A 26,860-nucleotide genomic window follows, 5' to 3' on the forward strand; every position below is an offset into this window, starting at 1 on the left:
ACCGACCGCCCGTGAGGCGGTTTTTTATGCCTGGAGGAAAGCATGGGCGCAGCAGCACATATCGATATCCACGGCGAGAAGGGCGGCAGCAGCAAGCCGAAGTCTCCGACCGAAGCCAGTGACAGCCTGCGCTCGACCAACCTGGCCAAGCTGCTGATCGCCGTGGGCGAGGGTGAGTTCGACAGCGTCCCTACCGATTACGACATCTACTTGGACAACACGCCGATCCGCGATTCCAGCGGCAACTACAATTTCCCGAGCGTGAAGTGGGACTGGCGCCCGGGCTCGGTGGATCAGACGTACATCCCCGGCATTCCATCCGTGGAGAACGAGACGTCGCTGAACATCGAGCTGCGCAGCGATTCGCCGTGGGTGCGCTCGATCACCAATACCCAACTTTCCGCCGTGCGCATGCGCTTGGCTTGGCCAGCGCTACAGCGATCTGATGATCAGGGCAGCGTCGGCGGTTACCGCATCGAGTACGCAATTGACGTGGCCACTGATGGCGGCGCCTATCAGCAGGTGCTGGTGGACGCTGTCGACGGCAAGACCACCACGCGCTACGAGCGCTCCCGCCGCATCGATCTGCCCGACGCCACCACTGGTTGGCAGATCCGCGTGCGCCGCCTGACGCCAAACCAGAACACCAACAAGATCGCCGACACCATGCTGGTAGCCGGCTACACCGAGGTGATCGACGCCAAGCCGCGCTACCCGAACACCGCGCTGCTCTACATCGAATTCGACGCCGAGCAGTTCACCAACATCCCGTCGGTGACCGTGAAGTGCAAGGCGCGGCGGTGGATGGTGCCGAGCAACTACGACCCGATCCTGCGTACCTACACCGGGACGTGGGACGGCTCGATGAAATCGGCCTGGACCAATAACCCGGCGTGGATCACCTACGGCATCTGCACAGAGGACCGGTTCGGCCTGGGCAAGCGCATCAAGCCGTTCATGGTCGACAAGTGGGAGCTGTACCGCATCGCTCAATATTGCGACCAGCTTGTGCCGAACGGGCTTGGGGGTCAGGAACCACGCTTCCTCTGTGACATGAACCTGCAGGGCAAGGCGGACGCCTGGTCGCTGCTGCGCGACATCTCGGCGATTTATCGGGGCATGACGTACTGGGCGCAGGGCCAGCTGGTGATGCAGGCGGACATGCCGCGCGCGCAGGACTTCGATTATGTCTTCACCCGGTCCAACGTGATCGACGGCAAGTTCTCCTACGGCAGCGCCTCGGCGAAAACCCGTTACACCCGGGCGCTGGTCAGCTACGACAACCCGGCGAACAACTACGACACCGACGTCATTCCCTTCGCCGATCTGGATCTGCAACGCCGCTACGGCGACCGGCCGACCGAGCTGAGCGCCATTGGCTGCACCCGTGCCTCCGAGGCTCAGCGCCGTGGCAAGTGGGCGATCCTCAGCAACAACCAAGACCGCACCGTCTCGTTCAAGACAGGCATGGAAGGCGTGATCCCGCTGCCCGGGCATATCATCCCAGTGGCGGATTCGCTGCTGGCTGGCCGGGAAGTGGGCGGCCGGATCTCGGCGGTGGCGGGGCGGGTGATTACCCTCGATCGCGACACCCAGGCCAAGGCCGGCGACCGGCTGATCATCAACCTCCCCGGCGGCCGCGCCGAAGGTCGCACCGTGCAGAGCGTGAACGGGCGCGCGGTGACAGTCACGGTCGCCTACAGCGAGTCTCCGGTGGCGCAGTTGCAATGGGCGCTCGACGCGGACGATCTGGCAATCCCGCTGTATCGCGTGCTGCGCACCAAGCGCACCACCGAGGGCGACTACGAAATCAGCGCGCTCCAGTTCGAGCCGAGCAAGTTCGCTTTCATCGACACCGGTGCACGCCTGGAAGAACGTCCGATCAGCGTGATCCCGATCACCGTTGTTCCGGCGCCGGCGAGTGTTTCGCTGTCGTCGACTTCATCGGTTGTGCAGGGGCTGGCCGTGGCCACCATGACGATCACTTGGCCAGCCGTGGATGGCGCGGTCGGCTATGACGTGGAGTGGCGCAAGGACAGCGGCAACTGGATCAAGCTACAGCGCACCGGCATGACCAACGTGGACGTCGTCGGCATCTACGCTGGCGCATATGTGGCAAGGGTGCGCGCGGTGAGCGCCTTCGACATCACGTCACCGTGGCGCAACTCGATCCTGACCAACCTCAGCGGTAAGCAAGGGCTGCCGCCGGCGCTGGCGTTCCTGACTGCCACTCCGCTGCTGTTCGGCATTTACCTCAAGTGGGGATTCCCTGCTGGGGCCGAGGACAGCCAGCGCACGGAGATCTGGTACGGACCTACGACTGATCTGGAAGCCGCGACCAAGCTGACAGACCTGGCCTATCCGCAGAGCGATTTCTCGATGCTCGGCCTTCGCGCCGGCGTGACCTTCTATTTCTGGGGGCGCATCGTTGACAAGATCGGCAACATCGGTCCGTGGTATCCGATCGGTCTTGGCGTGCAGGGGCAATCCAGCTCCGATGCTGCTGCCATTCTGGAGATGATCGCCGGGCAAATCACCGAAACGGAACTGGGACAGGATCTGCGAGACGAGATCGACAAAATCCCTGGCCTGCAAGCTCAAATCGATGCGCTTGACAGCTTGAAGGGGTACGACCCCGAAGCCACCTACGACGAGTATGACCTGGTGGTGCAGGGCAAGCGGATCTATCAGGCCACCGGCCCGGTGCCTATCGAAGCCCCACCGCCGAATCCGCTCTACTGGCTCGACGTTGGGCAGACCGTTGAGACTGCGAACGGCCTTGCCCAGCAGGTGGCTACCAACACCGCCGAGATCATCGAACTCGACGGCGAGGTCACGGCTCAAGCCACGGCCTTCGAGGCCCTTCGCGCCTCCTACCGAGACGATGACGGCGCTGGCGATCTCGCGGACGCGATCAAGAGCTATACCAGCACCTCGGCGATGGCTTCCGAATCGAAGGTTCGCGCCTCCCAGAACGAGGCAATGGCAAGGCGCGTCACGACCTTCGACGCCAAAATCGCAGAGAACGCGGCGAACATCACCGAGCTGGAAGAGGTGGTGGTCACCAACCAGCAGGCCTCTGTGCAGCAGATCACTCAGCTGAGCACGACCGTCGGCAGTCAGCAAACAGCAATCGAGCAAAATACTTCGATCGTCAACGACGTGAACGGGAAGATATCGGCCAGTTGGTCGGTGAAGATGCAATACAACTCCGGCACGGGCCAGTACATCGCTGCCGGTATCGGGCTTGGTATTGAAAACGGGCCAGCTGGATTGCAAAGCCAGTTCCTGGTCAGCGCTGACCGGTTCGCCATCGTAAACACCATCGCCGGTGGCGCGATCGCTGTTCCGTTCGCAGTGCAGGGCGGGCAGGTTTTCATGAACTCGGCGTTCATCATGGATGGCTCGATCACCAACGCGAAGATCGGCAATTACATCAGCTCTTCCAACTACATCGCCGGCCAGCAAGGCTGGATCCTGAACAAAGACGGCACGCTTGAAATAAACGGCATCGTTCCAGGGCAGGGGCGCCTGGTGATCAACTCACTGAACGTCTCGGTCTACGACGCCAACAACGTGTTGCGTGTTCGTCTCGGCTATCTGGGGTAATTAATGGCGCTATTTGGACTGCGTGTCTTTAACGAGAGCGGTCAGCTCGCTATGGACACCAACAGCTTCACCTATCAGGTGATCTGGCAGGGCGTGATTGATTTCAGCGGGACTGTGCCCAGCTACACAATCGCGATTCCCGGTTTCAACCCTGCCAATTGCGTTTTCATGATGATCCCGACGAGAGCGCAGGACGTGCAATCGTCAGAAGCAGACGGCTCTGGAAATCAGAAGTCCTACCCCTATGTGACCACGTCGGCAGGTCAGGTCGTTGTTCTGCCTAAAAACCCTTCCGCCGGCGCGGCCACGATTCAATCAAGGGTCGTCGCCAAAGGCTACGCAATCAGGTATTCGACATGAGCTACGGCTTTCAGAGCATCAACGACAATTCGTTTGTCCAGATTGACTCGGAGGCCCCAAGGCTGTGCGTCCTCACCAGAGGCACGTATTCAGGGGTGGCAAGCGCGTCCGGCGTATTTGCTAGGGCAGTCACCAGCGTGGACCCCCCTATGGTCTTCATTCGACCTGATCAGGGAGGAGCGATTCAGGTTCCGATTTCCGTTTGGTTCACCGGCGGACCGGGTAACTGGACCGGGTTCTCTATGAACGCGTCCAGGGTCAACGAAACGCTGAGCGGTCAATATTTCGTTGCGGCTTGGTCTTCCATGGGTACCGCAGCGTATGGGATGCGGCTGTGGGACGGCGCCGGAACGCTTGTTTACGACAGCGGAGCGCCGGCTGTGGTCGTGACGTTCGCCGCGGGCAACTGGACCTACCTCGGCACCGAGCAGTTGAGCGTTGGGCGCAGATACCTGTGGGGGATCAGCAAGAGCCTTGGTGCAGGGGAATTCGTATCGCTCAACCCGTTCACGATGAACTGCCACAACGACGGCTCCGGCGGCGGCTGCGCTCTTGGGGTCGATTACGCAAACAACCGCATCATGATGTACAGCCTCGCGTTCACCGCTTGGACTGATCAGGGCCATCGCCCATTCCTCTGCGCCAAGTTGCTGGCCTGACCCTTTCATTTTTGGAGATACACAATGCCCTGGTACAAGACGGGAACGGTCTCTGTCACCCAAAATTCCAATGCGGTGATCGGCACAGGCACCGCGTTCATTGCCAACAGCCGGGTCGGTGATGGTTTTCGAGGCCCGGACGGTCGCTGGTACGAGGTGACCAACATTGCCAGCAATACCGCGCTGTCGATCTCTCCGAACTACGAAGGCCCGACAGCGACCGGCGGCTTTTACGCCATCATGCCGGTGCAGGGATACCAGAAGGATCTGTCCGATCAGGTCCGCGCAATCCTCAATGACTACGGCGATAAACTTGCGGCACTCGGGACTACCGGCAATTACGAAATTCTTCCGCTTACCAAGGGCGGTACCGGAGCTACTGATCTTGCAAGCGCGCGCGCGTCGCTTCAGATTGATGACGTGCAACCCATCAGCAAAGGCGGCACTGAGTCGAATACCGTCGCTGGCGCTAGGGCCAAGCTTCAGGTTGGGCCACGCCGCAACCTGATCATGAACCCGCTCTTCAACGTCAATCAGCGTATTTACGCCGCCGAGGCAACCACGGCCGCTGGTCAATACACGTTCGACCGCTGGCGCATTGTCACCTCTGGACAGAGCCTTTCCTCCCAAGTCAACAAGAATGGTCGAACTGTAAATCCGCCATCAGGTGGGCTGGAACAGGTAATAGAAGGGAGCTTCATTAGCGGGGGGATTTACACCTTGTCCTGGGAAGGGACTGCTACAGCAACAGTCAACACCGTAGTGGTCGCAAGCGGCGCTCAGGTAACACTGATCGCCGGATCAAACTGCACGATCAGATTCATCGGCGGAACGCTGTTCTATCCGAAGCTTGAGCTGGGCAGTTTGCCAACGGGGTACGAGGACCGGAGTTATGGGGAAGAGTTGATTCTCTGTCAGCGCTACTACGAGAAGTCCTATCCGACGGACATCAAGCCAGGAACAATTTCTGGATTTGCCCCCCCAAACATTTCCAACGGTATGACCCTTTCTTGCTCAGGATCAGGGACTCGGGCGATGGGGCGCACGAAGTTCTCGGTTGAAAAGAGATCCACCCCAACTCTGCGATATTGGGATCAGCAGGGGATCGTAAATGCTTTTACTGTAGGTAATTCCGATGGCGGAGTTCAGACCAATGGATTCACGGGAGATACATTTCGCACTGTACAGGCAAGCACGGCGTACATCTGGGCGCACTGTGCTCGTAATGCTGGTGAAACATTTCTTTGCCACTGGGAGGCGTCTGCCGAGCTATGAATTACAAGCAATCAGAAGGCGAAAGTGTCACCACTGACACCGGGTTCTGGATTCCAGCGGACCCGGAAAATACGGAATGGCAGGCCTACCAGCTATGGCTGGCTGCAGGTAATGCGCCGGAGCCAAGGTTCAGCGAGGAAGAGTTGAAAGCTCAGAAACTTATTGAGGCTTCGCTTGAAATTTCGCGGCTGCGCGCAATCGCAGATTACAACATCAAGCCTTTGCAGGATGCTGTCGATATTGATGAGGCTGATGCAGAAGTCTTGGCTAGCCTGAAGCTCTGGAAGAAATACCGAGTCGATCTCAGTAAGGTCGAAGCGCAGATGGGATATCCACTCACGATTGCGTGGCCTGTCTCCCCAGCGGAAGCCAAGCCAAACTCAGCTCCATATTGAGCGGCACTGCAATTTCACAAAAGGGGTATTGGGGATTCTGGTTGGAATGCCCAATACAGTTTTTGGTTATTTAAGGAAAAATAATTTCTTTATGGATTCACCCAGGCTGCGGCCTTCGTGAATGTAAAACGTGTTTGTGGTGGGTCCATTCATTGGTAATAACTTATTCTCAGCGTGGTCATAGCGACGCGCAACATATCCTAAGGACTTCATAATTGTAGATACATTGTGCCAGTCTGAGTTTTCTACCATTATCACTGGCTTAGAGCGCTCAATTGTTCTTCTCAGTCCGCGAAGAACCAATGACTCGGCGCCTTCGACGTCAACCTTGATCAAGTCAGGAGATAATTTTAAATCGTCACCAACCCTCAAGTCGCATTTGACTTTTTCAAGTCTTGTAAGTCCGCCTCGCTCCAAGAATTTTTGCTTGACCCAAGGCAGTTCGTAATATGAGTCAGTGATAGAGGCCTCTTCTATGAAGGCCTCATCATTTGAATATGGTATGTTTAGATAAAAGCTACCGCCTGTATCGGCTAAGCCGTAAGCGTTTATTTGTATGTTTCCGGGTACTTCGCTCGCTAGGCTATTTAATTCCCCTATGAGTATGGGGTTTGCTTCATACGAGTGAATTGTCGCGTCTGGAAAAAGGATTCGGAAAGATATGATGCTTTGGCCAAGATTTGCACCTATGTCGAGTATTGTGTTGATGCGTCTTGAGCCTATTGTGAAACCATAAAAATCAGTGTCATGAACTTCTTTGGTTTTCCATCGATGCATCACTGCTTCTGATAAGTGCTTTAGTTCCATGAGCGACTCAATCCTATTTTATTTAACAGAATAAACCTCAGAGTGCCACTGTACGTCTAATTCTTGCTGGTGAAAAGAATGTCTATCACAACGCAGCAGCTGCTGCAGATCTTTTTCTATGCTCGCCAAGCCGCGGGCTTTTTTTCGTCTGGAGAAAAGTGATGCCTGTTACCGAAAAAGACCGCGACATCCTCGCCCGCACACTTTGGGGTGAGGCGCGCGGCGAAGGCACAGCGGGGCAGATTGCCGTCGCCTGGACGATCCGCAACCGCGTGTTCGATGGAAAGGAGAAGTCGTGGTGGGGTGAAGGCTACGCTGGCGTATGCCAAAAGCCATGGCAGTTCAGCTGCTGGAACAAGACCGACCCGAACTATCAGTTCCTGATCGGCGTGAAGCAGATCCCGTTCCGCGAGCTGGCGCAGTGCCGGATCGCTGCTGACCAGGTGATCGACGGCAAGGTTCCGGATCCCACCGGCGGCGCCACGCATTACTACGCCGCAAGCATCAAAGCGCCTGCATGGACGGTGAAGGCGAAACAGACCCTCAAGCTGGGCGGTCACGTCTTCTTCAAGGATGTGCCGTGATGGTCGTTCCGTGGAAAGCGGTCGGTGTGCTGGCGATTGTGCTCGTCGGCTTCGGCAGCGCCTGGCAGTTTCAGGATTGGCGTTACGAAAAGCAGCTCGCCGAACAGGCAAAGCTGCATGCCGAAACCCTCAATCAACTGACCCAGGCCGCCGCGGCCGCGCAGCAGGCGGAGCAGGACAAGCGGCAGGCGCTCGAGCAGCGTTTGTCGGCCAGCGAGCAAACCCATTTCAGGAAAATGACTGATGCCCAACGTGACCAAGATCGCCTGCGTGATCGCCTTGCTACTGCTGATGTGCGGCTGTCAGTCATCCTCGACGCAGCCGATGTTGCCAAAGGCTGCGACGTGCCAACCACCTCCAGCGCTGGCGGCGTGGATCATGCACCCGTACGAGCCCGACTTGACCCAGCGCATGCTCAACGAATTATCGCCATTACCGACACCGGTGACCGTGGACTGATCGCGTTGCAGGCGTGTCAGGCCTATGTGAGGGCACTCAGTTCTGCCGATCCCGCGCATCCCTGAGAAGGCTCTGATTCTCTTGGAAGAGATGGTCCCTCTGGTGCGACACCTCAGCGAATCTGCGTTTTTCGCTCAGTAACTCCCCCTCGGTGTACAGAAGCCTTGCCCTGAGAGAGTTACGCTCCTCCGTGAGAGCGTCATTGTCTCTGACCAAGCCCTGAATATTTTCCAGTGCACGCTCCAGCTTAAGGGTGAGAGCTTCGAATTCGTTCTCGTACATCCTGAGCTGGTGTCGGCAGGTTTCGAGCGGGGTCGGGTTGCCGAGCCAATCGTCGGTGTCTTCTATATAGAGGGGGTCCACGGTAGCGCCTTACTGAATACTGTTTGTATATACAGTAATCGAGGCTCGTAGATTGAGCGAGGGTCTGGCGACGGACTGTAAGGATTAACGCCACACGGTCGACCTCTCTTCTTGATGAAGCTGGGGCGGCTACAGAGTCAATGGACAGCAGAGGACCGAGGGGCCGAAGCGCCCTCAAATTTGGAAATTTCTTTCACCCAGAAGCGGCGATATTTGGTCTGATCTGGAGGCAACGGATTTTGACTCGGCCAAAAGTTTTCAGCTTTTATCCCGGCACGGTAAGCCTCCCACTCTTTTTCCTGCGCTACGTCCTGAGCTTTTTTCTCGTCATCGAACCAGCCAAGTACATAAACCTCGCCCTGATCCATACCGTGCTCGATTAGAAGGTAGATCTCTTTCATACGCTTGAACCTGCTACCACCAATTTGAAAAATCCCCAGCTGGGGGCACTACCTGCCTATCGGCGACGTTTTTCATTTATTGAGCTTTATCGATGAGCGGCGTGCAGTCAATTTTGATGGTGAGCTGCTCGACTCGGCGAGATGCTCACTACGGCGTCATCATGACGGCCAGCGTCATCTTGATGAACTCCTCGTTTCGGTCGATCGCTTCCAGGGCGCCGCGCACGTTTTCAGCAACGTCGGCCGCGCCGCGCTGCTCGACCCAAAGGGTGAGTTCCATGATGGCGGCTTCAAGGGCAAGTTGGTTTTCGTTGATCTTGGCGAGCAGGGAAGGGAGTAGATCTGAGTTCGGCATTGGGTGTCCTCCATGGAAGAACCCAGAATAGCAGAGGGAGATTTGATCGGCAGAACGCCGGGAAAGGGCAGAGCACTGTAGGAAAATACAGCGCTAAGTTGTTGATTCTTATAGCGGCTAAGGCCAGTTTTCCAACCTGCTATTTTCGGTGTATTTCCTATATGCATCAATAGGTTGCGTGTGGTTCGGGGTCACCTTGACATGGTGGGGGTCGTTGGTTCGAGTCCAATCGCGCCTACCAAACAAAATCCGCTCTGCTGGGCGGTCTAGAAGGGCTCACCGAAAGGTGGGCCCTTTTTTGTTGTCTGCGATTTGCGCAACGCTTGTTCCCAGTCATTTCCGCTTCGCTCTGATCAGCTCTCCATTCATTACTATTTGGGCAAAGTGATCAAGCGCCATTTTGGTGCGTTTTTCTACCATTTCGTTGTTGAAAACACCTGAATATCCAAAGGCTTACAGCTATTTTTCTCCAACCGGTTATCGAAAAAGCCTTGTTGCATATTGGGAATTTAAGTAACATCCGTTCCGCGTTCACCACCACGGTTTATGCATTTTTAAATCCCAAGCTTCCATCAGCTGCTTGGGATTTTTTTTGCCTGCGTTTTGGCGTTTGGCATCTGTCTCGCCGTCAGCTCCAAGCGAGGCCCCGCTTTTTCGTCTACTACTGACTGGCCGATTTTCAACTCTTTGTAAGGGAGTGCGTCGATGCTGAGTCAGTGGATCCTTGCGGCTGTTCATCTATTCGCGTTTGCCTTGGCTTTCTGGGCGGTACTGACGCGCGGCACAGCGTTCAGCCAGCTCTCGGCGGGCACGGGAGAGCTCAAGCGCGTGCTGCTCGCGGATAACCTCTGGGGGCTTTCAGCTTTGACGCTGCTTATTACCGGAGCGATGCGTGCGTTTGGTGGTTACGAGAAAGGCTCTGACTATTACCTCCATCAGCCGCTGTTTCATCTGAAGATGACGTTGTTAGTGCTGATCCTGCTGATAGAGCTTGCACCCATGATCACGCTGATCAAATGGCGCATCGCATCGTCGCGCGGGGTGGCGCTTGATAGCGGACGTGCGAAGTTGTACGCGCGAATCAGTCATGTTGAAGCGCTGCTGCTGATCCTGATGATGGTCGCGGCGACAGGCATGGCGCGTGGCGTGATATTCGCTTAGAAGGCGAAATTCTCCGTGCTCTATCGGAAACGTCCGACAGCCAGCTCCAGGAGTGAAAGGTAATATCGGCGCAGGAGAGAAGGAGGGGGCAAGTGAAGAGCGTCAGCATGCTTCAGGCGCCGTGCCCAGCGGGGTGAAATGCGGATGGCTAAACGGCGCGTGAATCTTTAGCCAGTCTTGCGCGACGGCAATAGGACTGGCTACGTAATGCAAAGTGGCTCAGGGCGTTTGCGGCTTGTCCGGAGCGGTCAGGCCGGCCTGGATGCGTTGGTAAATTTCTTCACGGTGCACTGCCACGTTTTTCGGAGCGTTGATACCGATGCGGACTTGTTGGCCGCTGACTCCGAGGATGGTGATCGTGATGTCATCACCAATGTTTATGCTTTCACCGACTTTGCGGGTGAGTATCAGCATGGTCTTCTCCTTGATTGCTTTGTAGGGCACCTGATTCAGACAGTGCAGAGGTCGGTGGTATCTATAGATTAGTGCGAAGTCTCACGGTTTGGGTGCCTCTTTCTGACGCGCAGAAGCGGCATTAATTCCCAGGGCGTAACTATACAGAGGCTGCAATCATCATTCTCGTTGTTTTGTGCCCATTTTGCGGGGCTCGCGAAGTATTTTTGAATGATAAGATCGCCGCTTTACGAATTCCGAGGGAAGCGTTGTGCGCAAATTGGTTTGGCTGGTAGCGGCACTGGCATTGGCAGGCTGCGGTGAAGGCAAGAATGTAGATGCGCCGAAGCCTGAGACGAAGGTAGCGGCAGCGCCGGCGGCGGCTGCGCCTCAGTGGGATCTGGAAGTGCGTGGCGAGACTCCTCAGGCCGTCAGTGATCTGAGCGGCTGGTTGATCGAGCATGCTTTCGTTCCGACGGTCGTCAAGGACGGCAGCGGTAAAACACGAATTCTGATCGGTCCGTTCAATTCCCAAGCTGACGCCGAGGCGCGAAAGGTGCAGGTCGATGCAGCGCTGGTAAAAGCCAAGAAACAAAATATCGAATCGGTGGTGATCGAGCATCCGCTAACGCCATAAGCGAAGCGCCTTCAAAACACGCTGAACAGACATTAAAAAGGCCTCGAGCATAACGCTTGAGGCCTTTTTATTTCCGCTGCAATCAGCCGCAGGCTTTCAGATTTACCGAGCCGACAAACTCGTTGCCGCGCCCCATCACGCACGCCACGCTTTGGTTGCGCTGACGCTCCCAGTCCTGCACCGGATAGGTCTTGTCCCACGCCTCGTACAACTGCCGATCCTGTTTGGACAGGCGCAGTCCGTATTGTTTGCTCATATAAAAATATGTGCGGGCGATCATGCCGCGAATCGAAGGGCGGGGCATGACCTTCTTCGCCTTGAAGTCGACCTGCGTCAGGCAGGAACCGTACTGACCGGACTGCACTGGCAACCAGCCGTAGCTGAAGTTGCTGCGGTCACCGTTGACTTCACCGATGCTCGGCACCAGGTTATGCAAGTCTGCTTCGGCCTTTTGATAAACCGGATCGTAACGCGTGCAATTTTTGCGTCCGCCTTGCTGCCAGCACTGCCGCTGGTGACCGATCTGCCAGGCCGGCACGATGTGCTCCCACTCGATTCTCGATGCACGCTTGGCGTTCTTGCGCGGCACATAGCCGCAAGCCTTCAGGTCGACCTTGTTGCCGGTGTACTTGCAGCCGCAGTAAAACTCGGTGGATTGCGGCGCATAAAGTTTCCACGCGGCTTTCTTGGCTTCGGAAAATGTACGTGGGGCGCCAGCCTGGGCACCCATGGCGAAAAACAACAACAGCAAAGCAACACAGCGGACACTCATTGAATCAATCTTCCTTCGGCACAACCCAAAAAATCTGCACGCCACCGTCATCGCGATAAGCGAGGGTAACGTTGTCGTTCTCGTCGATTTCCTCGAGCAAGCGCTCCCAGTCGTCCATCGGCTCATCCGGCAGACGGAAAATTAGTGCGGCTTTGGCTTTTTGTGCGGTGGGGGAATTGATGATTTTCTGAACGCGCATACCCATGCGTTCATAAGCGTCAGGAGCAGCAGGAGAGGTGGCCACGAGGTTATCCTTATTAAGCTGTACGTGCATACAGTATTTAACTGTAAGCGATTTCGCAACTGCTTAAAATTCAAGAAAATCCTCTGACAGCGGGTTTCCGATTTTGGTGTAGGGCTTGTCGAGATTTTTGTGGGAAAAGTATTGGAAGGGTGTAAGCGGGGCACCACCTGCCAAGCTGACAGGTGATGCGCAATTGCCCGATCGAGAAGTGATCAGGCGATGTTCAATCAGTATTCCCAGAACATCCGTTGCAGCTCTTTGCTGTCGTTGGTCTTGGTCAGCGCGACCATCGCCAGGATGCGGGCTTTTTGCGGGTTCAGGTCGTGAGCGACAACCCAGTCGTATTTGTCGTCAGGCTGTTCGGCGTTACGCAGGACAAAGCCGCCCGCGTTGACGTGGGACGAGCGAATGATCTGCACGCCATCCTTGCGCAGCGCTTGCAGGGATGGAACCACGCGAGAGGATACCGAACCGTTGCCAGTGCCGGCGTGGATGATGGCTTTGGCGCCGGCTTGCGCCAATGCCTTGTAGGCGGTATCGCTGACGTTGCCGTAGGAATAGGCAATTTCTACGTCAGGCAGGCTCTTGATGTTTTTGATGTCGAATTCCGAATCCATGGTGTGACGCTTGGCCGGCAGGCGGAACCAGTAGGATTTGCCTTCGACCACCATGCCCAGCGGGCCCCAGGCACTTTTGAATGCTTCGGTCTTGATGTTGATCATTTTGCTGACGTCGCGACCGGACTGGATCTCGTCGTTCATGGTCACCAGCACGCCTTTGCCGCGTGCTTCTTTGCTGCTCGCCACGGCGACGGCGTTGTACAGGTTGAGCATGCCGTCTGCCGACATGGCAGTGCCCGGACGCATCGAACCTACGACGATGATCGGCTTGTCGGTCTTCTCCACCAGGTTCAGGAAGTAAGCGGTTTCTTCGAGGGTGTCGGTGCCGTGGGTGATAACGATGCCGTCGACGTCCTTGCTGTCAGCCAGTTCGGAAACGCGACGACCCAATTGCAGCAGGTTGTCGTTGGTGATGCTTTCCGAAGCGATCTGCATGACTTGTTCGCCACGCACGTTAGCCAGTTTGCTCAACTCGGGAATGCCAGCAATCAGTTGTTCGATACCGACTTTTGCTGCCTGATAAGTGGCGCTGTTGGCAGCACTGGCGCCGGCGCCAGCGATGGTGCCGCCTGTGGCGAGGACGACGACGTTGGCCAGTTTCGTCTGGGTTTCGGCTTCTTTTGCCTGAAGGGCAGTAGGCAGGAGCAGGAGGAGGGCCAATGCGCCCGGAATCAAGGTATTGAAAGCAGATTTCATTATTTTTCTCTCTAGTCGTGAGACGGTGCTGATGCAGGTTCATCTAGATGCGCCCCAAGCCGATCTGAATGCTTGAGGTGCAAGGACGGGAGCAGGATTCATACCATGCGTAATGTGCTGGCGGAAAATGTTTAACCCAATGATTTAAATCAACATTTTTCGGTGGCTGGAGCATCGTTGAGGACCCACCCATCCGGGATTCCGAACGACAGCGGGATTCTTGTTCGGCTCGCCGATAGGCAATCTCTGAAAAGCCAGGCGGGTGACAAATCCCTGCTAAAGAAATGTGCTCCCAGGCCGATGCGTCCTCAAGGAAACCAAATCTTAGGAGTTCATATGTCATTGACGGTCGGTTTTGCCAATCCCGCTGCAGTCACCATCGGCGGTAAAACAGCAGCCACGATCAACACCCTGAATGACGCGACCAATGAGGCATCGGCGCAGGCGCTGGGTACCGAGAAGACTGAGAAGAATCAGGTCAGAACCGGTGGTGGTCCTGTGCAGGAAAACAGTGAAACCGAGGCCGACAGTAATCTCAGCATTACCGTCAAGACACTGCTCAAGCGGATGAAGGAGTTGCAAAAACAACTTCAGGAGCAGCAGCAGCAACTGGCTGCGGCTCAGGCCGCAAGCTATCCGACTCCCGAAGCGAAATCCCAGGCAGTGATGTCGATTCAGGGCCAGATCGCGCAAACCAGCGCCGCACTGGCAGAGGTGGCGGGTGCGTTGGTCAAGGAGATGTCGAAAAGCGCTCCCAGCGGCGGCTTGGTCAATACGACTGCCTGAAGCGCCAAATTGCCAATTCGGCGATTCGGCCTACAACAAAAGACGATTTCTGATTGTTGACAAATGCCGGCGGGATTCTCATAGTTCGGTCTACGCAAACGTTTGCGCGGCTTGGAAGGGCATTTTCTCCCGGAGCTGTGACGTAGCTTACGTCAGCGCAAACGTTGCTCACAATAATCATAAGATCGGAGTGAACCCATGAAGCTGCCATTCGCCGCACGTCTTCTTGCTGTCGCTATGCTGGCTGCCACAGCCGCCGCACTACCTGTCTCCTCGGCGTTCGCCGAATCTGCAGAAAAACCCAAAGTCGCGCTGGTCATGAAATCATTGGCCAATGAATTCTTCCTGACCATGGAAGACGGCGCCAAGGCCTACCAGAAAGAACACTCCGCCGATTTCGATCTGATCTCCAACGGTATCAAAGACGAAACCGACACCGCCGGCCAGACTCGCATCGTCGAACAGATGATCCTGGCCAAGGTGAATGCACTGGTGATCGCGCCTTCTGACTCCAAGGCCATGGTGCCGGTTATCAAGAAGGCCGTAGACGCCGGTATCACGGTGATCAACATCGACAACCAGCTCGATCCCGCCGTAGTCAAAAGCAAAAACATCAACGTGCCTTTCGTAGGTCCGGACAACCGCAAGGGTGCACGTCTGGTCGGCGAATATCTGGCCAAGCAACTGAAGGCGGGCGACGAGGTCGGCATCATCGAAGGCGTGTCCACCACCACCAACGCGCAGGCGCGCACGGCCGGTTTCAAGGACGCGATGGAAGCCGCGCAGATCAAAGTGGTCTCGCTGCAATCCGGTGACTGGGAAATCGACAAGGGCAACAAGGTTGCCGCTTCGATCCTCAGTGAATACCCCGATGTCAAAGCACTGCTGGCCGGTAACGACAGCATGGCGGTCGGCGCCGTTTCCGCAGTCCGTGCCGCTGGCAAGGCAGGGCAGGTAAAAGTCGTCGGTTACGACAACATCAATGCGATCAAGCCAATGCTCAAGGACGGTCGTGTGCTGGCGACGGCTGACCAGTTTGCAGCCAAGCAGGCCGTGTTCGGCATCGAAACCGCACTGAAGATCATCAAGGGCGAGAAAGTCGACAGCGGTGCCAACGGCGTGATCGAAACACCGGTCGAGCTGGTCACCCAGTAAGTCATCTGACGACACAACGGCGCTCGTCCGTCCGGGCGAGCGCATGGAGATTTCTATGTCAGTTTCCGCCCCGAACGCTGTCCTCTCGGTCAGCGGTATCGGCAAGACCTATGCGCAACCGGTGCTCACCGGCATCGATCTGACGCTGATGCGCGGTGAAGTACTGGCGCTGACCGGCGAAAATGGTGCCGGCAAAAGTACCCTATCGAAGATCATTGGTGGTCTGGTCACACCCACTACCGGCCAGATGCAATTCCACGGCAAGGATTATCGTCCGGGCAGCCGTACCCAGGCCGAAGAGCTTGGCGTGCGCATGGTCATGCAAGAACTCAATCTGTTGCCGACGCTGTCGGTGGCGGAAAACCTCTTTCTGGATAATCTGCCGAGTAGCGCTGGCTGGATCAGCCGCAAGCAGTTGCGCAAGGCGGCGATCGAAGCCATGGCGCAAGTCGGCCTTGATGCGATCGACCCGGACACACTGGTTGGCGAGTTGGGTATCGGTCATCAACAGATGGTCGAAATCGCGCGCAACCTGATTGGCGATTGCCACGTGCTGATCCTCGATGAGCCGACCGCGATGCTCACGGCGCGCGAAGTCGAAATGCTCTTCGAGCAGATCAGCCGATTGCAGGCTCGCGGCGTTTCCATCATCTATATCTCCCATCGTCTCGAAGAACTGGCGCGGGTGGCGCAGCGTATTGCTGTGCTGCGTGACGGCAATCTGGTCTGCGTCGAGCCGATGGCCAACTACAACAGCGAGCAACTGGTCACCTTGATGGTCGGTCGCGAACTGGGCGAACACATCGACATGGGGCCGCGCAAGATCGGCGCTCCGGCGTTGACGGTCAAAGGCCTGACCCGTTCTGACAAAGTCCGCGACGTCTCTTTCGAGGTGCGTGCCGGAGAGATCTTCGGCATTTCCGGATTGATCGGGGCAGGGCGCACGGAATTGCTGCGGCTGATCTTCGGTGCCGATGCTGCCGACAGCGGCACCATCGCGCTCGGCTCGCCGGCCAAAGTCGTGAGTGTTCGCTCGCCAGTCGATGCCGTGCGCAACGGCATTGCGCTGATCACCGAGGATCGCAAGGGCGAAGGGCTGCTGCTCAGTCAGTCGATCAGCGCCAACATCGCCTTGGGCAACATGCCGGAAATCTCCAGTGGTGGTTTCGTCAACAACGGCGACGAAATTTCCCTGGCGCAGCGTCAGATCGAAGCCATGCGTATCCGCAGTTCTAGCCCGACGCAGTTGGTCTCGGAACTGTCCGGCGGCAATCAGCAGAAGGTCGTGATCGGCCGTTGGCTGGAGCGCGACTGTTCGGTGCTGCTGTTCGACGAGCCGACTCGCGGGATTGATGTCGGCGCCAAGTTCGATATTTACGGTTTGCTCGGTGAGTTGACCCGCCAGGGCAAGGCATTGGTGGTGGTGTCCAGTGACTTGCGTGAGTTGATGCTGATCTGCGATCGAATCGGCGTGCTTTCGGCGGGACGTCTGATCGACACCTTCGAGCGCGACAGCTGGACCCAGGATGATTTGCTTGCCGCCGCTTTCGCCGGCTACCAGAAACGTGATGCGTTGCTCAATGAAGCAGCGCCTAGGGATCTCCCATGAAAACTGCATCTCCTGCCAGTAAACGTAATGGCAATTTCTTCGGCCTGGGTACTTATCTGGGCCTGGCCGGTGCCTTGCTGGCGATGATTGCGCTGTTCTCGGTCCTGAGCAGCCATTTCCTCTCGTACAACACCTTCAGCACCCTGGCCAACCAGATTCCCGACCTGATGGTGCTGGCGGTGGGCATGACCTTTGTGCTGATCATCGGCGGCATCGATTTGTCCGTCGGCTCGGTCCTCGCGCTGGCCGCATCGACGGTCAGCGTTGCGATTCTCGGCTGGGGCTGGAGCGTTTTGCCAGCGGCGCTGCTCGGCATGGCGGTGGCGGCTCTGGCCGGCACCATCACTGGCTCGATCACCGTGGCCTGGCGGATTCCGTCGTTCATCGTCTCCCTCGGCGTGCTGGAAATGGCCCGCGGTGTGGCGTATCAGATGACCGGGTCGCGCACTGCCTACATTGGCGATGCGTTCGCCTGGCTGTCGAATCCGATCGCGTTCGGCATTTCCCCGTCGTTCATCATCGCTTTGCTGGTGATCTTCATCGCGCAGGCAGTTTTGACCCGCACTGTTTTCGGCCGCTACCTGATCGGCATCGGTACCAACGAAGAGGCGGTTCGGCTGGCCGGGATCAATCCCAAGCCCTACAAGATTCTGGTGTTCAGCCTGATGGGGCTGCTGGCAGGCATCGCTGCGCTGTTTCAGATTTCGCGTCTGGAAGCGGCTGACCCGAACGCAGGTTCGGGCCTGGAACTGCAAGTGATCGCGGCGGTGGTTATCGGCGGTACCAGCCTGATGGGCGGGCGCGGTTCGGTGATCAGCACTTTCTTTGGTGTGTTGATCATTTCCGTACTCGCGGCCGGTCTCGCGCAGATTGGTGCGACGGAGCCGACCAAGCGCATCATCACCGGTGCGGTAATCGTTATCGCTGTGGTGCTCGACACCTATCGCAGTCAACGCGCCAGTCGCCGGGGCTGAACCATGGCAACGATCAAGGATGTAGCGGCGCTCGCGGGCATTTCCTACACGACCGTGTCGCACGTGGTGAACAACACCCGCCCGGTCAGTCAGGAAGTGCGGCGCAAAGTCGAGGCGGCGATCAAGAGCCTCGACTACGTGCCAAGTGCCGTGGCGCGCTCGCTGAAAGCCAAGACCACCGCGACCATCGGCCTGCTGGTGCCTAACAGCCTCAACCCGTACTTCGCTGAATTGGCGCGCGGAATCGAGGATTACTGCGAGCGCAACGGCTATTGCGTGATCCTCTGTAACTCCGACGACAACCCGGACAAGCAGCGCAGCTATTTGCGTGTGTTGCTGGAAAAGCGCATCGACGGTTTGATCGTCGCCTCCGCCGGCGGTGACAGTGGTCTGGCGCAAGGGCTGGCGGGCGTGAAGACGCCGATGGTCATCGTCGACCGGGGCTTGGAGGGTGTAAATGCCGATCTGGTGCGCATCGACCACGAATACGGCGCTTATCTGGCAACCCGTCACCTGCTCGAGTTGGGGCATCGCGACATCGCCACGATCGGCGGTCCGGCCAGTACCAGCGTGGCGCAAATGCGTCAGGCCGGTTATTGCCGAGCGCTGCAAGAGGCGGGAATCGAGGTGCGCGAAGAGCGCATGCTGGAAAGCGACTTCACCAGCACCGGCGGTTACAACGCCGCTGCCCGGCTGCTCGAGAGCAATCCGCCGAGCGCGATTTTTGCCGGCAACGACATGATTGGTATCGGTGTGCTGCGTGCGGCGGCCGAACGTAACGTGCGAGTGCCGGCCGAGCTGTCGGTGATCGGCTTCGATGACATTCAGATGAGTCGTTATGTCTATCCGGCGCTGACCACGGTCGGCCAGTCGATCCTGCAACTGGGCGAGATGGCCGCCGAAGTGCTGTTGCGCAGAATTGCTGCGCCGGAATCGGGCACTGATCAACGCATCGTGACCCCAAGTATCGTCCTGCGCGAATCGACCGCGCCGCTGTCCGGCGTGTTCACCGAATATCGCTGAAACCGAATTGATGAGTAGTGATGTATGCCAGCAAATGTAGTGGTAATAGGCAGCCTGAACATGGACCTGGTCACCCGGGCGCCACGGCTGCCGCGCGGCGGTGAAACGCTGATTGGTCATTCCTTTGCCACCGTGTCGGGCGGCAAGGGCGCCAATCAGGCAGTTGCCGCTGCTCGTCTGGGTGCGCAGGTGGCGATGATCGGTTGCGTGGGAAATGACGACTACGGTGTGCGATTGCGCGATGCCTTGCTCGCCGAGCACATCGACTGCGAGGCTGTCAGCGTCGTAGAGGATTCCAGTGGCGTGGCGCTGATTGTGGTGGATGACAACAGCCAGAACGCCATCGTGATTGTCGCCGGAGCCAACGGCGCAATGACGGAAGCAGTAATTGACCGCTTTGATGCGGTTTTACAGGCCGCCGACGTGGTGATCTGTCAGCTCGAGATTCCCGATGCGACGGTCGGGCATGCGCTCAAGCGTGCACGTGAACTGGGCAAGACCGTCATCCTCAATCCGGCGCCGGCCAGCCGTCCTTTGCCGGCAGACTGGTTTGCCGCCATCGACTATCTGATTCCCAACGAAAGCGAAGCCGCCGCATTGAGCGGGCTCGCTGTCGACTCGCTGCAGTCGGCAGAAACGGCTGCCACTCAGTTGATTGCCATGGGCGCGGGCAAAGTCATCGTCACGTTGGGCGCGCAGGGGTCGTTGTTCGCCAATGGCAAGGGCTTTGAACACTTCCCCGCGCCGACCGTGAAGGCGGTCGATACCACGGCCGCAGGCGACACCTTTGTCGGCGGTTTCGCCGCAGCGCTGGCCGATGGCAAATCCGAGGCCGAGGCGATCCGCTACGGTCAGATCGCCGCTGCGCTGTCGGTTACCCGCGCCGGTGCACAACCGTCGATTCCAACCATGTCCGAAGTACAGGCGTTCAGACCCGCATGAAAAAGACTCCATTACTCAACGTCGCGCTGTCGCGACTGATCGCTTCGCTTGGCCACGGTGACATGGTCGTGATCGGCGACGCCGGTTTGCCCGTGCCGCCGGGTGTCGAGCTGATTGATCTGGCGCTGACCCATGGCATCCCTGATTTCGTCAGCACGCTGAAAGTCGTACTCAGCGAGATGCAGGTGGAAAGCCATGTGCTGGCCAGAGAGATCTTCGATAAGCAGCCCTCGGCGCTGGCCGATCTGGACGCGATGAACGAAGAGAGCGCGCTGGGCCGTAGGGATCTGCTCACTCACGAGCAGTTCAAGGTACTGAGCCGACAAGCCAGGGCGATCATTCGTACAGGAGAATGTCAGCCGTACTGCAACATCGTTCTGGTCGCCGGGGTTACATTCTGATTTCCGATATCACCTGCACAAGGAATGCGCTATGCAACGCTATGCTGAAAAAATCCATCAACTGCTTCGGGGTCTGCTGCTTTTGTCTGTGATAACTGCGACCGGCGTTCAGGCCGCTGAAAAAATCGATTTGATCATCGACACCGATCCAGGCGCTGACGACGTTGTCGCTTTGCTCTTCGCGCTGGCGTCGCCGGATGAATTGAATATCCGCGCGTTAACGACTGTCGCCGGCAACGTGCGCCTGGACAAGACTTCGCGTAACGCACGCCTGGCTCGCGAATGGGCAGGGCGCGAAGACGTGCCGGTTTACGCTGGCGCACCGAAGCCGCTGATGCGCACGCCGATCTACGCCGAGAACATTCATGGCAAGGAAGGTTTGTCAGGCGTCACGGTTCACGAACCGAAGAAAGGCTTGGCGAAAGGCAATGCGGTCAATTATCTGATCGACACTCTTAAATCGGCCAAACCTCACAGCATCACCATCGCCATGCTCGGCCCGCAGACCAACCTGGCTCTGGCGTTGATCCAGGAACCGGAGATCGTTCAGGGCATCAAGGAAGTGGTGATCATGGGCGGGGCGCATTTCAACGGTGGCAACATCACCCCTGTGGCTGAATTCAACCTGTTCGCTGATCCGCAGGCTGCCGAGGTGGTGCTCAAGAGCGGAGTGAAACTCACCTATCTGCCGCTGGACGTGACCCACAAGATCCTGACCAGCGATGCACGCCTGAAGCAGATCGCCGCGCTGAACAACAATGCGAGCAAGATCGTCGGCGACATTCTCAACGAATACATCAAGGGCGATATGGAGCACTACGGCATTCCCGGCGGCCCGGTGCATGACGCCACCGTTGTGGCGTATCTGCTCAAGCCTGAGTTGTTTACCGGTCGGGCGGTCAACGTCGTGGTGGATAGTCGTGAAGGACCGACATTCGGCCAGACCATCGTTGACTGGTATGACGGTTTGAAAGCACCGAAGAATGCGTTCTGGGTCGAAAATGGCGACGCCCAGGGGTTCTTTGATCTGCTGACCGAGCGCTTGAAGCGTCTGAAATAAGTCGTCGACCCGCAGGCAGTTTGCCTGCGGGTTTTCACTGCGGCTGTTCGGCCTGGCCGATCGGATAGCGTTCGAATACCTGATTGATAAAATGCTGCGCCGCTTCTATTCCCAACTCCTTGACCAGTAGATCGATGCCGATCAGCGCCAGTTCTTCCGTCGTGCCGGGGCTGTAAGAGCTGTGTCCTTCGGCCCATTTGGCGTTGATGGCGGCGTCGATGCTTACACTGGTCATGGGAGGCTCGAGAGGTCAGGATGTCTGTTTTCGAGTTAACCATTTTGTGCGGCATTTGGCACTGCGACTTAGGCATGAGCGGAGCGCTATGCGACACTTGGTCTTTTCCGGCTTGCAAAGGACCCCGCTGTGCAGATTGATCTGAATACCCCTGACGGCCTGACACTCGAAGCAGTGCGCCAATTGCTTGCCTCGGCCAGTGACGACGTGCACAACCAATTGCGTGTGACCAAAGATGGCATTGCCTATCTGTCTACGGTGACCGGTGGGCAGGATATCGAGGGTCTGTTGTTTCGCCTGGAAACCTGGGCGAAGGGGTCGGGCTATGTGGGTAACGTCGCAGCCAGCGATGAAGTCTGGGTGATGCAGATTTTCAACGCGCTCAAGGACAACTGGCCGAATCCGCCGTATGACTACATCGACGTTTATTGAGGTCGTTAATATTCAGTCACGATTGTTTGCTGAGTCGCCGCGCGCAGCTCAGGCACACTCGGCATTTTTCCGCTCGTGGGGCAGGGCATGGCTTGAGCCTTGAAACCAAACGCCGCATTGGCGGTCGCACGATCTCTGCTTAAACATTTGAAAACAAGGAGGCTTCATGCCTTTGAAGTTCGCGACACTGGGTGCACTGATGGCCGCTGCGCTGTTGGCTGGTTGCAGCACAACCTCCAGCGAGTCGGCAAAGGAACCCGTGGCTGCTGAATCGGGAAACAGCCGCTGCGAAGCATCGGCAGCGCAATTCGCCATCGGCAAGAAGGCATCCCCTGAATTGCTGGATCAGGCGCGTGCCAAGGCTGGGGCGCAAAATGCGCGCTTCCTCAAGCCAAACGACATGATCACCCTGGAATACCGCTCCGATCGCCTGAATCTGAACACCGACAACAACCTGGTGGTTACCCGCGTCAATTGCGGCTGAACACTTTGTTCAAGACATAAAAAACCCCGTCACTTGGACGGGGTTTTTTTAGTGCGCCGAGAAATTACTCTGGGCGAACCTGTGCAGCTTGCATACCCTTTTGGCCTTTCTCAGCCACGAAAGAGACGGTCTGGCCTTCTTTCAGGCTTTTGAAACCGTCGGATTCGATAGCTTTGAAGTGTACGAACAGGTCGTCACCGCCACCTTGAGGAGTGATGAAGCCGAAGCCTTTTTCATCGTTGAACCATTTAACGGTGCCGGTTTGGCGATTAGACATGGTGTATCTCCAAGAAACATATATTTTCAGTGTACTGTGCTGCTCAGGCCAACTGGGCACACCCGGGTATCATAGTCGAAATGTTCGCTTTGGGAGCCCCCCGGACGTGCTGTTTGCCAATCAGTCGTGTTTTCTTTACCACCCGTTTCTGCTGAAAGCCCCGGTTTGAAAGGCTTTCAGCGAAACGTAAAGACGATAAAAAAACCTGTAAAACCTGCATAAATCGTCTGAAAAGGCTCATTTCCAGCACTTTTTTCCGCCTTTCAGCCGATGTTAATGCCCGGTTTTCTTATTTTTTCGGGGCGGTATTTGCCTTGCATTTGGCGATCTGGCCAAGGGCTTTCTGTTGCAATTCAGGAGTCGCCTTGTTGTCCATCAGCGCCTGAATGTCGCTGGCCGGATAGGACTTGATGGCGTCAGCACCGCAAGCGCAGTGGGATTTCGCCGCTGCAGCACCGATTTGCTGGGTCGCAGCCTGAGTGCACTGGGCCATGTACTTTTCGCGCTCGCCTTTCGGCCAGTCGGCATGGGCGCTCAGTGGCAGCAGCAGGACGACGGGGGCGAGGACGGCGAATAAGCTTTTCAGACGCATGCGAGGATGCTCCTTGTGGGTCAATGTCTTGTTATCTGAGGGCGCAAGGGCCGATCAAGTTCAGCACTCTGGCATAAAATCGGACATTTCGCCTTCTGCCAAATCAGGGCGTGAGCGACCGCTCATCTGTGCTAGCATGCCGGGCTCAAGCGTTCTCAGGCTTCGGATGACCTTCAGTCCCGAAGCGGTCGGCGTGCGAATTTTTCCGATTTGAATCCCAGTCACTCTGGTTCGGTTTTCCGGTTGGCCGCAAGGCTCCTGCCGCTGTAAGGCAGGCGTTCGTCATTGAATGGCCTGGATCGGATCTTGTACTGGCTCATCCCAACCCACGTGACCTTTGGTAGGGGTCACCACTAGGAGAGGAGGCGCCATGCCAACTATTACTCTTCCCGACGGCAGTCAACGTTCATTCGATCACCCGGTTTCCGTAGCCGAGGTCGCCGCATCCATTGGTGCAGGCCTGGCCAAAGCCACGCTCGCGGGCAAGGTCAATGGCCAACTGGTCGACGCCAGCGACATCATCAGCAGCGACGCGACCCTGCAAATCATTACGCCAAAGGATGAAGAGGGGCTGGAGATCATTCGCCACTCTTGCGCGCACTTGGTTGGCCACGCGGTCAAACAGCTGTATCCGACCGCGAAGATGGTCATCGGCCCGGTCATCGACGAAGGCTTCTATTACGACATCGCCTACGAGCGTCCTTTCACGCCGGAAGACATGGCGGCCATCGAACAGCGCATGCAGCAGCTGATCGAGAAGGATTACGACGTCATCAAGAAAGTCACTCCGCGCGCCGAAGTGATCGAAGTGTTCAAGGCCCGTGGCGAAGACTACAAGCTGCGCCTGGTCGAAGACATGCCGAACGAGCAGGCCATGGGTCTGTACTATCACGAAGAGTACGTCGACATGTGCCGCGGTCCGCACGTGCCGAACACGCGTTTCCTGAAATCCTTCAAGCTGACCAAGCTGTCGGGCGCCTACTGGCGTGGCGACGCCAAGAACGAGCAGTTGCAGCGCGTTTACGGCACTGCCTGGGCCGACAAGAAGCAACTGGCGGCATACATCCAGCGCATCGAAGAAGCCGAGAAGCGCGATCACCGCAAGATCGGCAAGCGCCTGGGCCTGTTCCACACTCAGGAAGAGTCGCCGGGCATGGTGTTCTGGCACCCGAATGGCTGGACTCTGTATCAGGTGCTCGAGCAGTACATGCGCAAGATCCAGCGCGACAACGGCTACCTTGAGATCAAGACTCCTCAAGTCGTCGACCGCAGCCTGTGGGAGAAATCCGGACACTGGGCCAACTACGCCGACAACATGTTCACCACTCAGTCGGAAAACCGCGACTACGCCATCAAGCCGATGAACTGCCCATGCCACGTGCAGGTGTTCAATCAGGGCCTGAAAAGCTACCGTGAGTTGCCAATGCGTCTGGCCGAGTTCGGCGCCTGCCACCGTAACGAACCGTCGGGTGCGTTGCACGGCATCATGCGTGTGCGAGCGTTCACCCAGGACGACGCGCACATTTTCTGCACCGAAGAGCAGATGCAGGCCGAGTCCGCTGCGTTCATCAAACTGACCATGGACGTCTATCGCGATTTCGGCTTTACCGAAGTCGAGATGAAGCTGTCCACTCGTCCGGAAAAGCGTGTCGGCTCCGATGAGCTTTGGGATCGCGCTGAAGCAGCATTGGCTGCAGCCCTTGATTCTGCTGGCCTGCCGTACGATCTGCAGCCGGGCGAGGGTGCTTTCTACGGGCCGAAGATCGAGTTCTCGCTGAAAGATTGTCTCGGTCGCGTCTGGCAGTGTGGTACCTTGCAGCTCGATTTTAACCTGCCTGTCCGTTTGGGCGCTGAATACGTCTCCGAAGACAACAGCCGCAAACACCCAGTGATGTTGCACCGCGCGATCCTCGGTTCGTTCGAGCGTTTCGTCGGGATTCTGATCGAGCACTACGAAGGTGCTTTCCCTGCGTGGCTCGCGCCAACCCAGGCGGTGATCATGAATATCACTGATAAACAGGCAGATTTTGTTGCAGAGGTTGAAAAAACTCTCAACGAAAGCGGATTTCGTGCCAAGTCCGACTTGAGAAATGAAAAGATCGGCTTTAAAATCCGCGAGCATACTTTGCTCAAGGTTCCCTATCTTTTGGTTATCGGAGATAAGGAAGTCGAGATGCAGACTGTCGCTGTGCGTACTCGTGAAGGTGCTGACCTGGGCTCGATGCCCGTCGCCCAGTTCGCTGAGTTTCTCGCGCAAGCGGTTTCCCGGCGTGGTCGCCCAGATTCGGAGTAATTATTATTAAGCGTGAAATGAGACAAGATAAACGAGCTGCACCGAAAGCCCCGATCAACGAGAATATCTCGGCACGCGAGGTTCGGTTAATTGGCGCTGATGGCGAGCAGATTGGCATCGTCTCGATTGATGAAGCGCTTCGTATCGCTGAAGAAGCAAAGCTTGATCTGGTGGAAATCTCCGCCGATGCAGTCCCGCCTGTTTGCCGGGTGATGGACTACGGCAAGTCGATCTTCGAGAAGAAGAAGCAGATTGCCGCGGCGAAGAAAAACCAGAAGCAGATTCAGGTTAAAGAAATCAAGTTTCGTCCAGGGACGGAGGAAGGGGATTACCAGGTAAAACTGCGCAACCTGGTACGTTTCCTGAGTGACGGGGACAGGGCCAAGGTATCCTTGCGATTCCGCGGCCGTGAGATGGCCCACCAGGAGCTGGGGATGGAACTCCTCAAGCGGGTTGAACAAGACCTGCTCGAGTACGGTTCGGTCGAACAGCATCCTAAGATGGAAGGACGCCAGCTGATCATGGTCATCGCCCCGAAAAAGAAGAAGTAATCAACAGGGCACGGCAGGCCTTCTGATTATGTTTATCAACTGAATGCGGAGTATCCGAACATGCCAAAAATGAAAACCAAAAGTGGTGCTGCCAAGCGGTTTCTGAAAACTGCTAACGGCATCAAGCACAAGCACGCTTTCAAGAGCCACATCCTGACTAAAATGTCGACCAAGCGTAAGCGTCAACTGCGCGGTAGCAGCTTGCTGCATCCGTCTGACGTGGCAAAAGTCGAGCGCATGCTGCGCCTTCGTTAAT

32 protein-coding genes and 1 tRNA gene are annotated in these 26,860 nt (G+C 57.0%); 23 read left to right on the top strand and 10 right to left on the bottom strand.

The window, feature by feature from the left end:
* The first annotated feature begins 42 nt into the window (after window positions 1-42).
* The 5 genes from AAEZ10_RS04830 to AAEZ10_RS04850 are packed head-to-tail and all read left to right on the top strand — an operon-like array spanning window position 43 to window position 6,298.
* Window positions 43-3,609 carry a TipJ family phage tail tip protein gene (locus AAEZ10_RS04830; RefSeq protein WP_350568104.1) on the top strand — a complete coding sequence of 1,189 codons (3,567 nt, stop codon included), beginning with the start codon at window positions 43-45 and terminating at the stop codon, window positions 3,607-3,609.
* A 51-nt stretch (window positions 3,610-3,660) separates the two neighbouring features.
* Entirely contained in the window at window positions 3,661-3,969 is a 309-nt protein-coding gene (locus AAEZ10_RS04835; protein ID WP_350568107.1) for a hypothetical protein, read from the top strand.
* Complete coding sequence (locus AAEZ10_RS04840; protein WP_122707021.1) at window positions 3,966-4,628, top strand: hypothetical protein; 663 nt, start codon at window positions 3,966-3,968, stop codon at window positions 4,626-4,628. Before AAEZ10_RS04835 ends, AAEZ10_RS04840 begins: the two co-directional genes overlap by 4 nt.
* A 24-nt stretch (window positions 4,629-4,652) precedes the next feature.
* On the top strand, window positions 4,653-5,903 hold the full coding sequence (locus tag AAEZ10_RS04845; protein ID WP_350568110.1) for a hypothetical protein: 1,251 nt from the start codon (window positions 4,653-4,655) through the stop codon (window positions 5,901-5,903).
* Entirely contained in the window at window positions 5,900-6,298 is a 399-nt protein-coding gene (locus AAEZ10_RS04850) for a tail fiber assembly protein (protein ID WP_122707023.1), read from the top strand. The genes AAEZ10_RS04845 and AAEZ10_RS04850 overlap by 4 nt, the downstream gene beginning before the upstream one ends.
* 66 nt (window positions 6,299-6,364) lie before the next feature.
* Here AAEZ10_RS04850 and AAEZ10_RS04855 read toward each other — a convergent pair whose 3' ends face one another.
* Window positions 6,365-7,105, bottom strand: a complete 741-nt coding sequence (locus AAEZ10_RS04855) for an FkbM family methyltransferase (RefSeq protein WP_122707025.1) — start codon at window positions 7,103-7,105, stop codon at window positions 6,365-6,367.
* 161 nt (window positions 7,106-7,266) lie between these two features.
* Between AAEZ10_RS04855 and AAEZ10_RS04860 the strand changes: the two genes are divergently transcribed.
* Window positions 7,267-7,689 (top strand): cell wall hydrolase, encoded by a 423-nt coding sequence (locus tag AAEZ10_RS04860; RefSeq protein WP_122707027.1) that lies wholly within the window; start codon window positions 7,267-7,269, stop codon window positions 7,687-7,689.
* On the top strand, window positions 7,689-8,213 hold the full coding sequence (locus tag AAEZ10_RS04865; RefSeq protein ID WP_350568115.1) for a lysis system i-spanin subunit Rz: 525 nt from the start codon (window positions 7,689-7,691) through the stop codon (window positions 8,211-8,213). Before AAEZ10_RS04860 ends, AAEZ10_RS04865 begins: the two co-directional genes overlap by 1 nt.
* Window positions 8,214-8,648: 435 nt before the next feature.
* Here the strand turns inward: AAEZ10_RS04865 and AAEZ10_RS04870 are convergent, their stop codons facing one another.
* Both AAEZ10_RS04870 and AAEZ10_RS04875 read right to left on the bottom strand, forming a co-directional pair.
* Window positions 8,649-8,912, bottom strand: a complete 264-nt coding sequence (locus AAEZ10_RS04870; RefSeq protein WP_350568118.1) for a hypothetical protein — start codon at window positions 8,910-8,912, stop codon at window positions 8,649-8,651.
* A 148-nt stretch (window positions 8,913-9,060) separates the two neighbouring features.
* Window positions 9,061-9,267 carry a hypothetical protein gene (locus tag AAEZ10_RS04875; protein ID WP_122707035.1) on the bottom strand — a complete coding sequence of 69 codons (207 nt, stop codon included), beginning with the start codon at window positions 9,265-9,267 and terminating at the stop codon, window positions 9,061-9,063.
* A 171-nt stretch (window positions 9,268-9,438) separates the two neighbouring features.
* Here AAEZ10_RS04875 and AAEZ10_RS04880 point away from each other — a divergent pair.
* Both AAEZ10_RS04880 and AAEZ10_RS04885 read left to right on the top strand, forming a co-directional pair.
* Window positions 9,439-9,508 (top strand) — tRNA-OTHER (locus tag AAEZ10_RS04880).
* Between the two features lie 464 nt (window positions 9,509-9,972).
* On the top strand, window positions 9,973-10,428 hold the full coding sequence (locus tag AAEZ10_RS04885; RefSeq protein WP_273526767.1) for a DUF2214 family protein: 456 nt from the start codon (window positions 9,973-9,975) through the stop codon (window positions 10,426-10,428).
* 219 nt (window positions 10,429-10,647) lie between these two features.
* Here the strand turns inward: AAEZ10_RS04885 and csrA are convergent, their stop codons facing one another.
* A complete protein-coding gene (gene csrA / locus AAEZ10_RS04890; protein ID WP_003179932.1) occupies window positions 10,648-10,842 on the bottom strand; it encodes a carbon storage regulator CsrA in 195 nt (64 codons plus the stop codon).
* A 250-nt stretch (window positions 10,843-11,092) separates the two neighbouring features.
* Between csrA and AAEZ10_RS04895 the strand changes: the two genes are divergently transcribed.
* Entirely contained in the window at window positions 11,093-11,458 is a 366-nt protein-coding gene (locus tag AAEZ10_RS04895) for an SPOR domain-containing protein (protein WP_024012401.1), read from the top strand.
* An 82-nt stretch (window positions 11,459-11,540) separates the two neighbouring features.
* Here the strand turns inward: AAEZ10_RS04895 and AAEZ10_RS04900 are convergent, their stop codons facing one another.
* The 3 genes from AAEZ10_RS04900 to AAEZ10_RS04910 form a co-directional block, all read right to left on the bottom strand.
* On the bottom strand, window positions 11,541-12,230 hold the full coding sequence (locus AAEZ10_RS04900) for an endonuclease (protein ID WP_024012402.1): 690 nt from the start codon (window positions 12,228-12,230) through the stop codon (window positions 11,541-11,543).
* A gap of 4 nt (window positions 12,231-12,234) precedes the next feature.
* Window positions 12,235-12,504, bottom strand: a complete 270-nt coding sequence (locus AAEZ10_RS04905) for a DUF1654 domain-containing protein (protein ID WP_016774035.1) — start codon at window positions 12,502-12,504, stop codon at window positions 12,235-12,237.
* 197 nt (window positions 12,505-12,701) lie between these two features.
* Complete coding sequence (locus tag AAEZ10_RS04910; RefSeq protein WP_041478548.1) at window positions 12,702-13,790, bottom strand: asparaginase; 1,089 nt, start codon at window positions 13,788-13,790, stop codon at window positions 12,702-12,704.
* 336 nt (window positions 13,791-14,126) lie between these two features.
* Here AAEZ10_RS04910 and AAEZ10_RS04915 point away from each other — a divergent pair, with 336 nt between their 5' ends.
* From AAEZ10_RS04915 to AAEZ10_RS04950, 8 genes are all read left to right on the top strand, one after another.
* Window positions 14,127-14,576, top strand: coding sequence for a hypothetical protein (locus AAEZ10_RS04915; RefSeq protein WP_016774037.1), 450 nt, complete (start codon window positions 14,127-14,129; stop codon window positions 14,574-14,576).
* A gap of 198 nt (window positions 14,577-14,774) precedes the next feature.
* The gene (locus tag AAEZ10_RS04920; protein WP_024012403.1) at window positions 14,775-15,731 is read left to right on the top strand and encodes a sugar ABC transporter substrate-binding protein; all 957 of its coding nucleotides are present in this window, start codon (window positions 14,775-14,777) and stop codon (window positions 15,729-15,731) included.
* A gap of 55 nt (window positions 15,732-15,786) precedes the next feature.
* A complete protein-coding gene (locus AAEZ10_RS04925) occupies window positions 15,787-17,340 on the top strand; it encodes a sugar ABC transporter ATP-binding protein (RefSeq protein ID WP_041478550.1) in 1,554 nt (517 codons plus the stop codon).
* The gene (locus AAEZ10_RS04930; RefSeq protein WP_350568127.1) at window positions 17,337-18,314 is read left to right on the top strand and encodes an ABC transporter permease; all 978 of its coding nucleotides are present in this window, start codon (window positions 17,337-17,339) and stop codon (window positions 18,312-18,314) included. The genes AAEZ10_RS04925 and AAEZ10_RS04930 overlap by 4 nt, the downstream gene beginning before the upstream one ends.
* Window positions 18,315-18,317: 3 nt before the next feature.
* Window positions 18,318-19,337, top strand: coding sequence for a LacI family DNA-binding transcriptional regulator (locus AAEZ10_RS04935; RefSeq protein ID WP_016774041.1), 1,020 nt, complete (start codon window positions 18,318-18,320; stop codon window positions 19,335-19,337).
* A gap of 24 nt (window positions 19,338-19,361) precedes the next feature.
* Window positions 19,362-20,279 (top strand): ribokinase, encoded by a 918-nt coding sequence (gene rbsK, locus AAEZ10_RS04940; protein ID WP_350568131.1) that lies wholly within the window; start codon window positions 19,362-19,364, stop codon window positions 20,277-20,279.
* Window positions 20,276-20,680: a D-ribose pyranase gene (rbsD, locus tag AAEZ10_RS04945; RefSeq protein WP_122751118.1), complete on the top strand. Its 405-nt coding sequence runs from the start codon at window positions 20,276-20,278 to the stop codon at window positions 20,678-20,680. The genes rbsK and rbsD overlap by 4 nt, the downstream gene beginning before the upstream one ends.
* A gap of 31 nt (window positions 20,681-20,711) precedes the next feature.
* A complete protein-coding gene (locus AAEZ10_RS04950) occupies window positions 20,712-21,740 on the top strand; it encodes a nucleoside hydrolase (RefSeq protein ID WP_350568135.1) in 1,029 nt (342 codons plus the stop codon).
* A gap of 34 nt (window positions 21,741-21,774) precedes the next feature.
* Here the strand turns inward: AAEZ10_RS04950 and AAEZ10_RS04955 are convergent, their stop codons facing one another.
* Complete coding sequence (locus AAEZ10_RS04955; protein ID WP_016774045.1) at window positions 21,775-21,975, bottom strand: hypothetical protein; 201 nt, start codon at window positions 21,973-21,975, stop codon at window positions 21,775-21,777.
* A gap of 129 nt (window positions 21,976-22,104) precedes the next feature.
* On the opposite strand from AAEZ10_RS04955, the gene AAEZ10_RS04960 reads away from it, so the two are divergent.
* Window positions 22,105-22,407, top strand: a complete 303-nt coding sequence (locus AAEZ10_RS04960; protein ID WP_350568138.1) for a hypothetical protein — start codon at window positions 22,105-22,107, stop codon at window positions 22,405-22,407.
* 166 nt (window positions 22,408-22,573) lie between these two features.
* Complete coding sequence (locus AAEZ10_RS04965) at window positions 22,574-22,891, top strand: I78 family peptidase inhibitor (RefSeq protein ID WP_016774047.1); 318 nt, start codon at window positions 22,574-22,576, stop codon at window positions 22,889-22,891.
* A 64-nt stretch (window positions 22,892-22,955) separates the two neighbouring features.
* Here AAEZ10_RS04965 and AAEZ10_RS04970 read toward each other — a convergent pair whose 3' ends face one another.
* Together AAEZ10_RS04970 and AAEZ10_RS04975 are read right to left on the bottom strand one after the other, a co-directional pair.
* Window positions 22,956-23,168 carry a cold-shock protein gene (locus AAEZ10_RS04970; protein ID WP_003179963.1) on the bottom strand — a complete coding sequence of 71 codons (213 nt, stop codon included), beginning with the start codon at window positions 23,166-23,168 and terminating at the stop codon, window positions 22,956-22,958.
* 289 nt (window positions 23,169-23,457) lie between these two features.
* Window positions 23,458-23,760 carry a hypothetical protein gene (locus AAEZ10_RS04975; RefSeq protein WP_071171736.1) on the bottom strand — a complete coding sequence of 101 codons (303 nt, stop codon included), beginning with the start codon at window positions 23,758-23,760 and terminating at the stop codon, window positions 23,458-23,460.
* A 370-nt stretch (window positions 23,761-24,130) separates the two neighbouring features.
* Here AAEZ10_RS04975 and thrS point away from each other — a divergent pair, with 370 nt between their 5' ends.
* The 3 genes from thrS to rpmI are packed head-to-tail and all read left to right on the top strand — an operon-like array spanning window position 24,131 to window position 26,859.
* Window positions 24,131-26,053, top strand: coding sequence for a threonine--tRNA ligase (thrS, locus tag AAEZ10_RS04980; protein ID WP_024012407.1), 1,923 nt, complete (start codon window positions 24,131-24,133; stop codon window positions 26,051-26,053).
* On the top strand, window positions 26,053-26,604 hold the full coding sequence (gene infC / locus AAEZ10_RS04985; RefSeq protein WP_169432615.1) for a translation initiation factor IF-3: 552 nt from the start codon (window positions 26,053-26,055) through the stop codon (window positions 26,602-26,604). The genes thrS and infC overlap by 1 nt, the downstream gene beginning before the upstream one ends.
* A 60-nt stretch (window positions 26,605-26,664) precedes the next feature.
* Window positions 26,665-26,859, top strand: coding sequence for a 50S ribosomal protein L35 (gene rpmI / locus AAEZ10_RS04990; RefSeq protein ID WP_002553160.1), 195 nt, complete (start codon window positions 26,665-26,667; stop codon window positions 26,857-26,859).
* Window position 26,860 lies beyond the last annotated feature (1 nt).

This window comes from Pseudomonas sp. H26/SER47-MNA-CIBAN-0231, assembly GCF_040310465.1.
GTDB classification, from domain to species: domain Bacteria; phylum Pseudomonadota; class Gammaproteobacteria; order Pseudomonadales; family Pseudomonadaceae; genus Aquipseudomonas; species Aquipseudomonas atacamensis.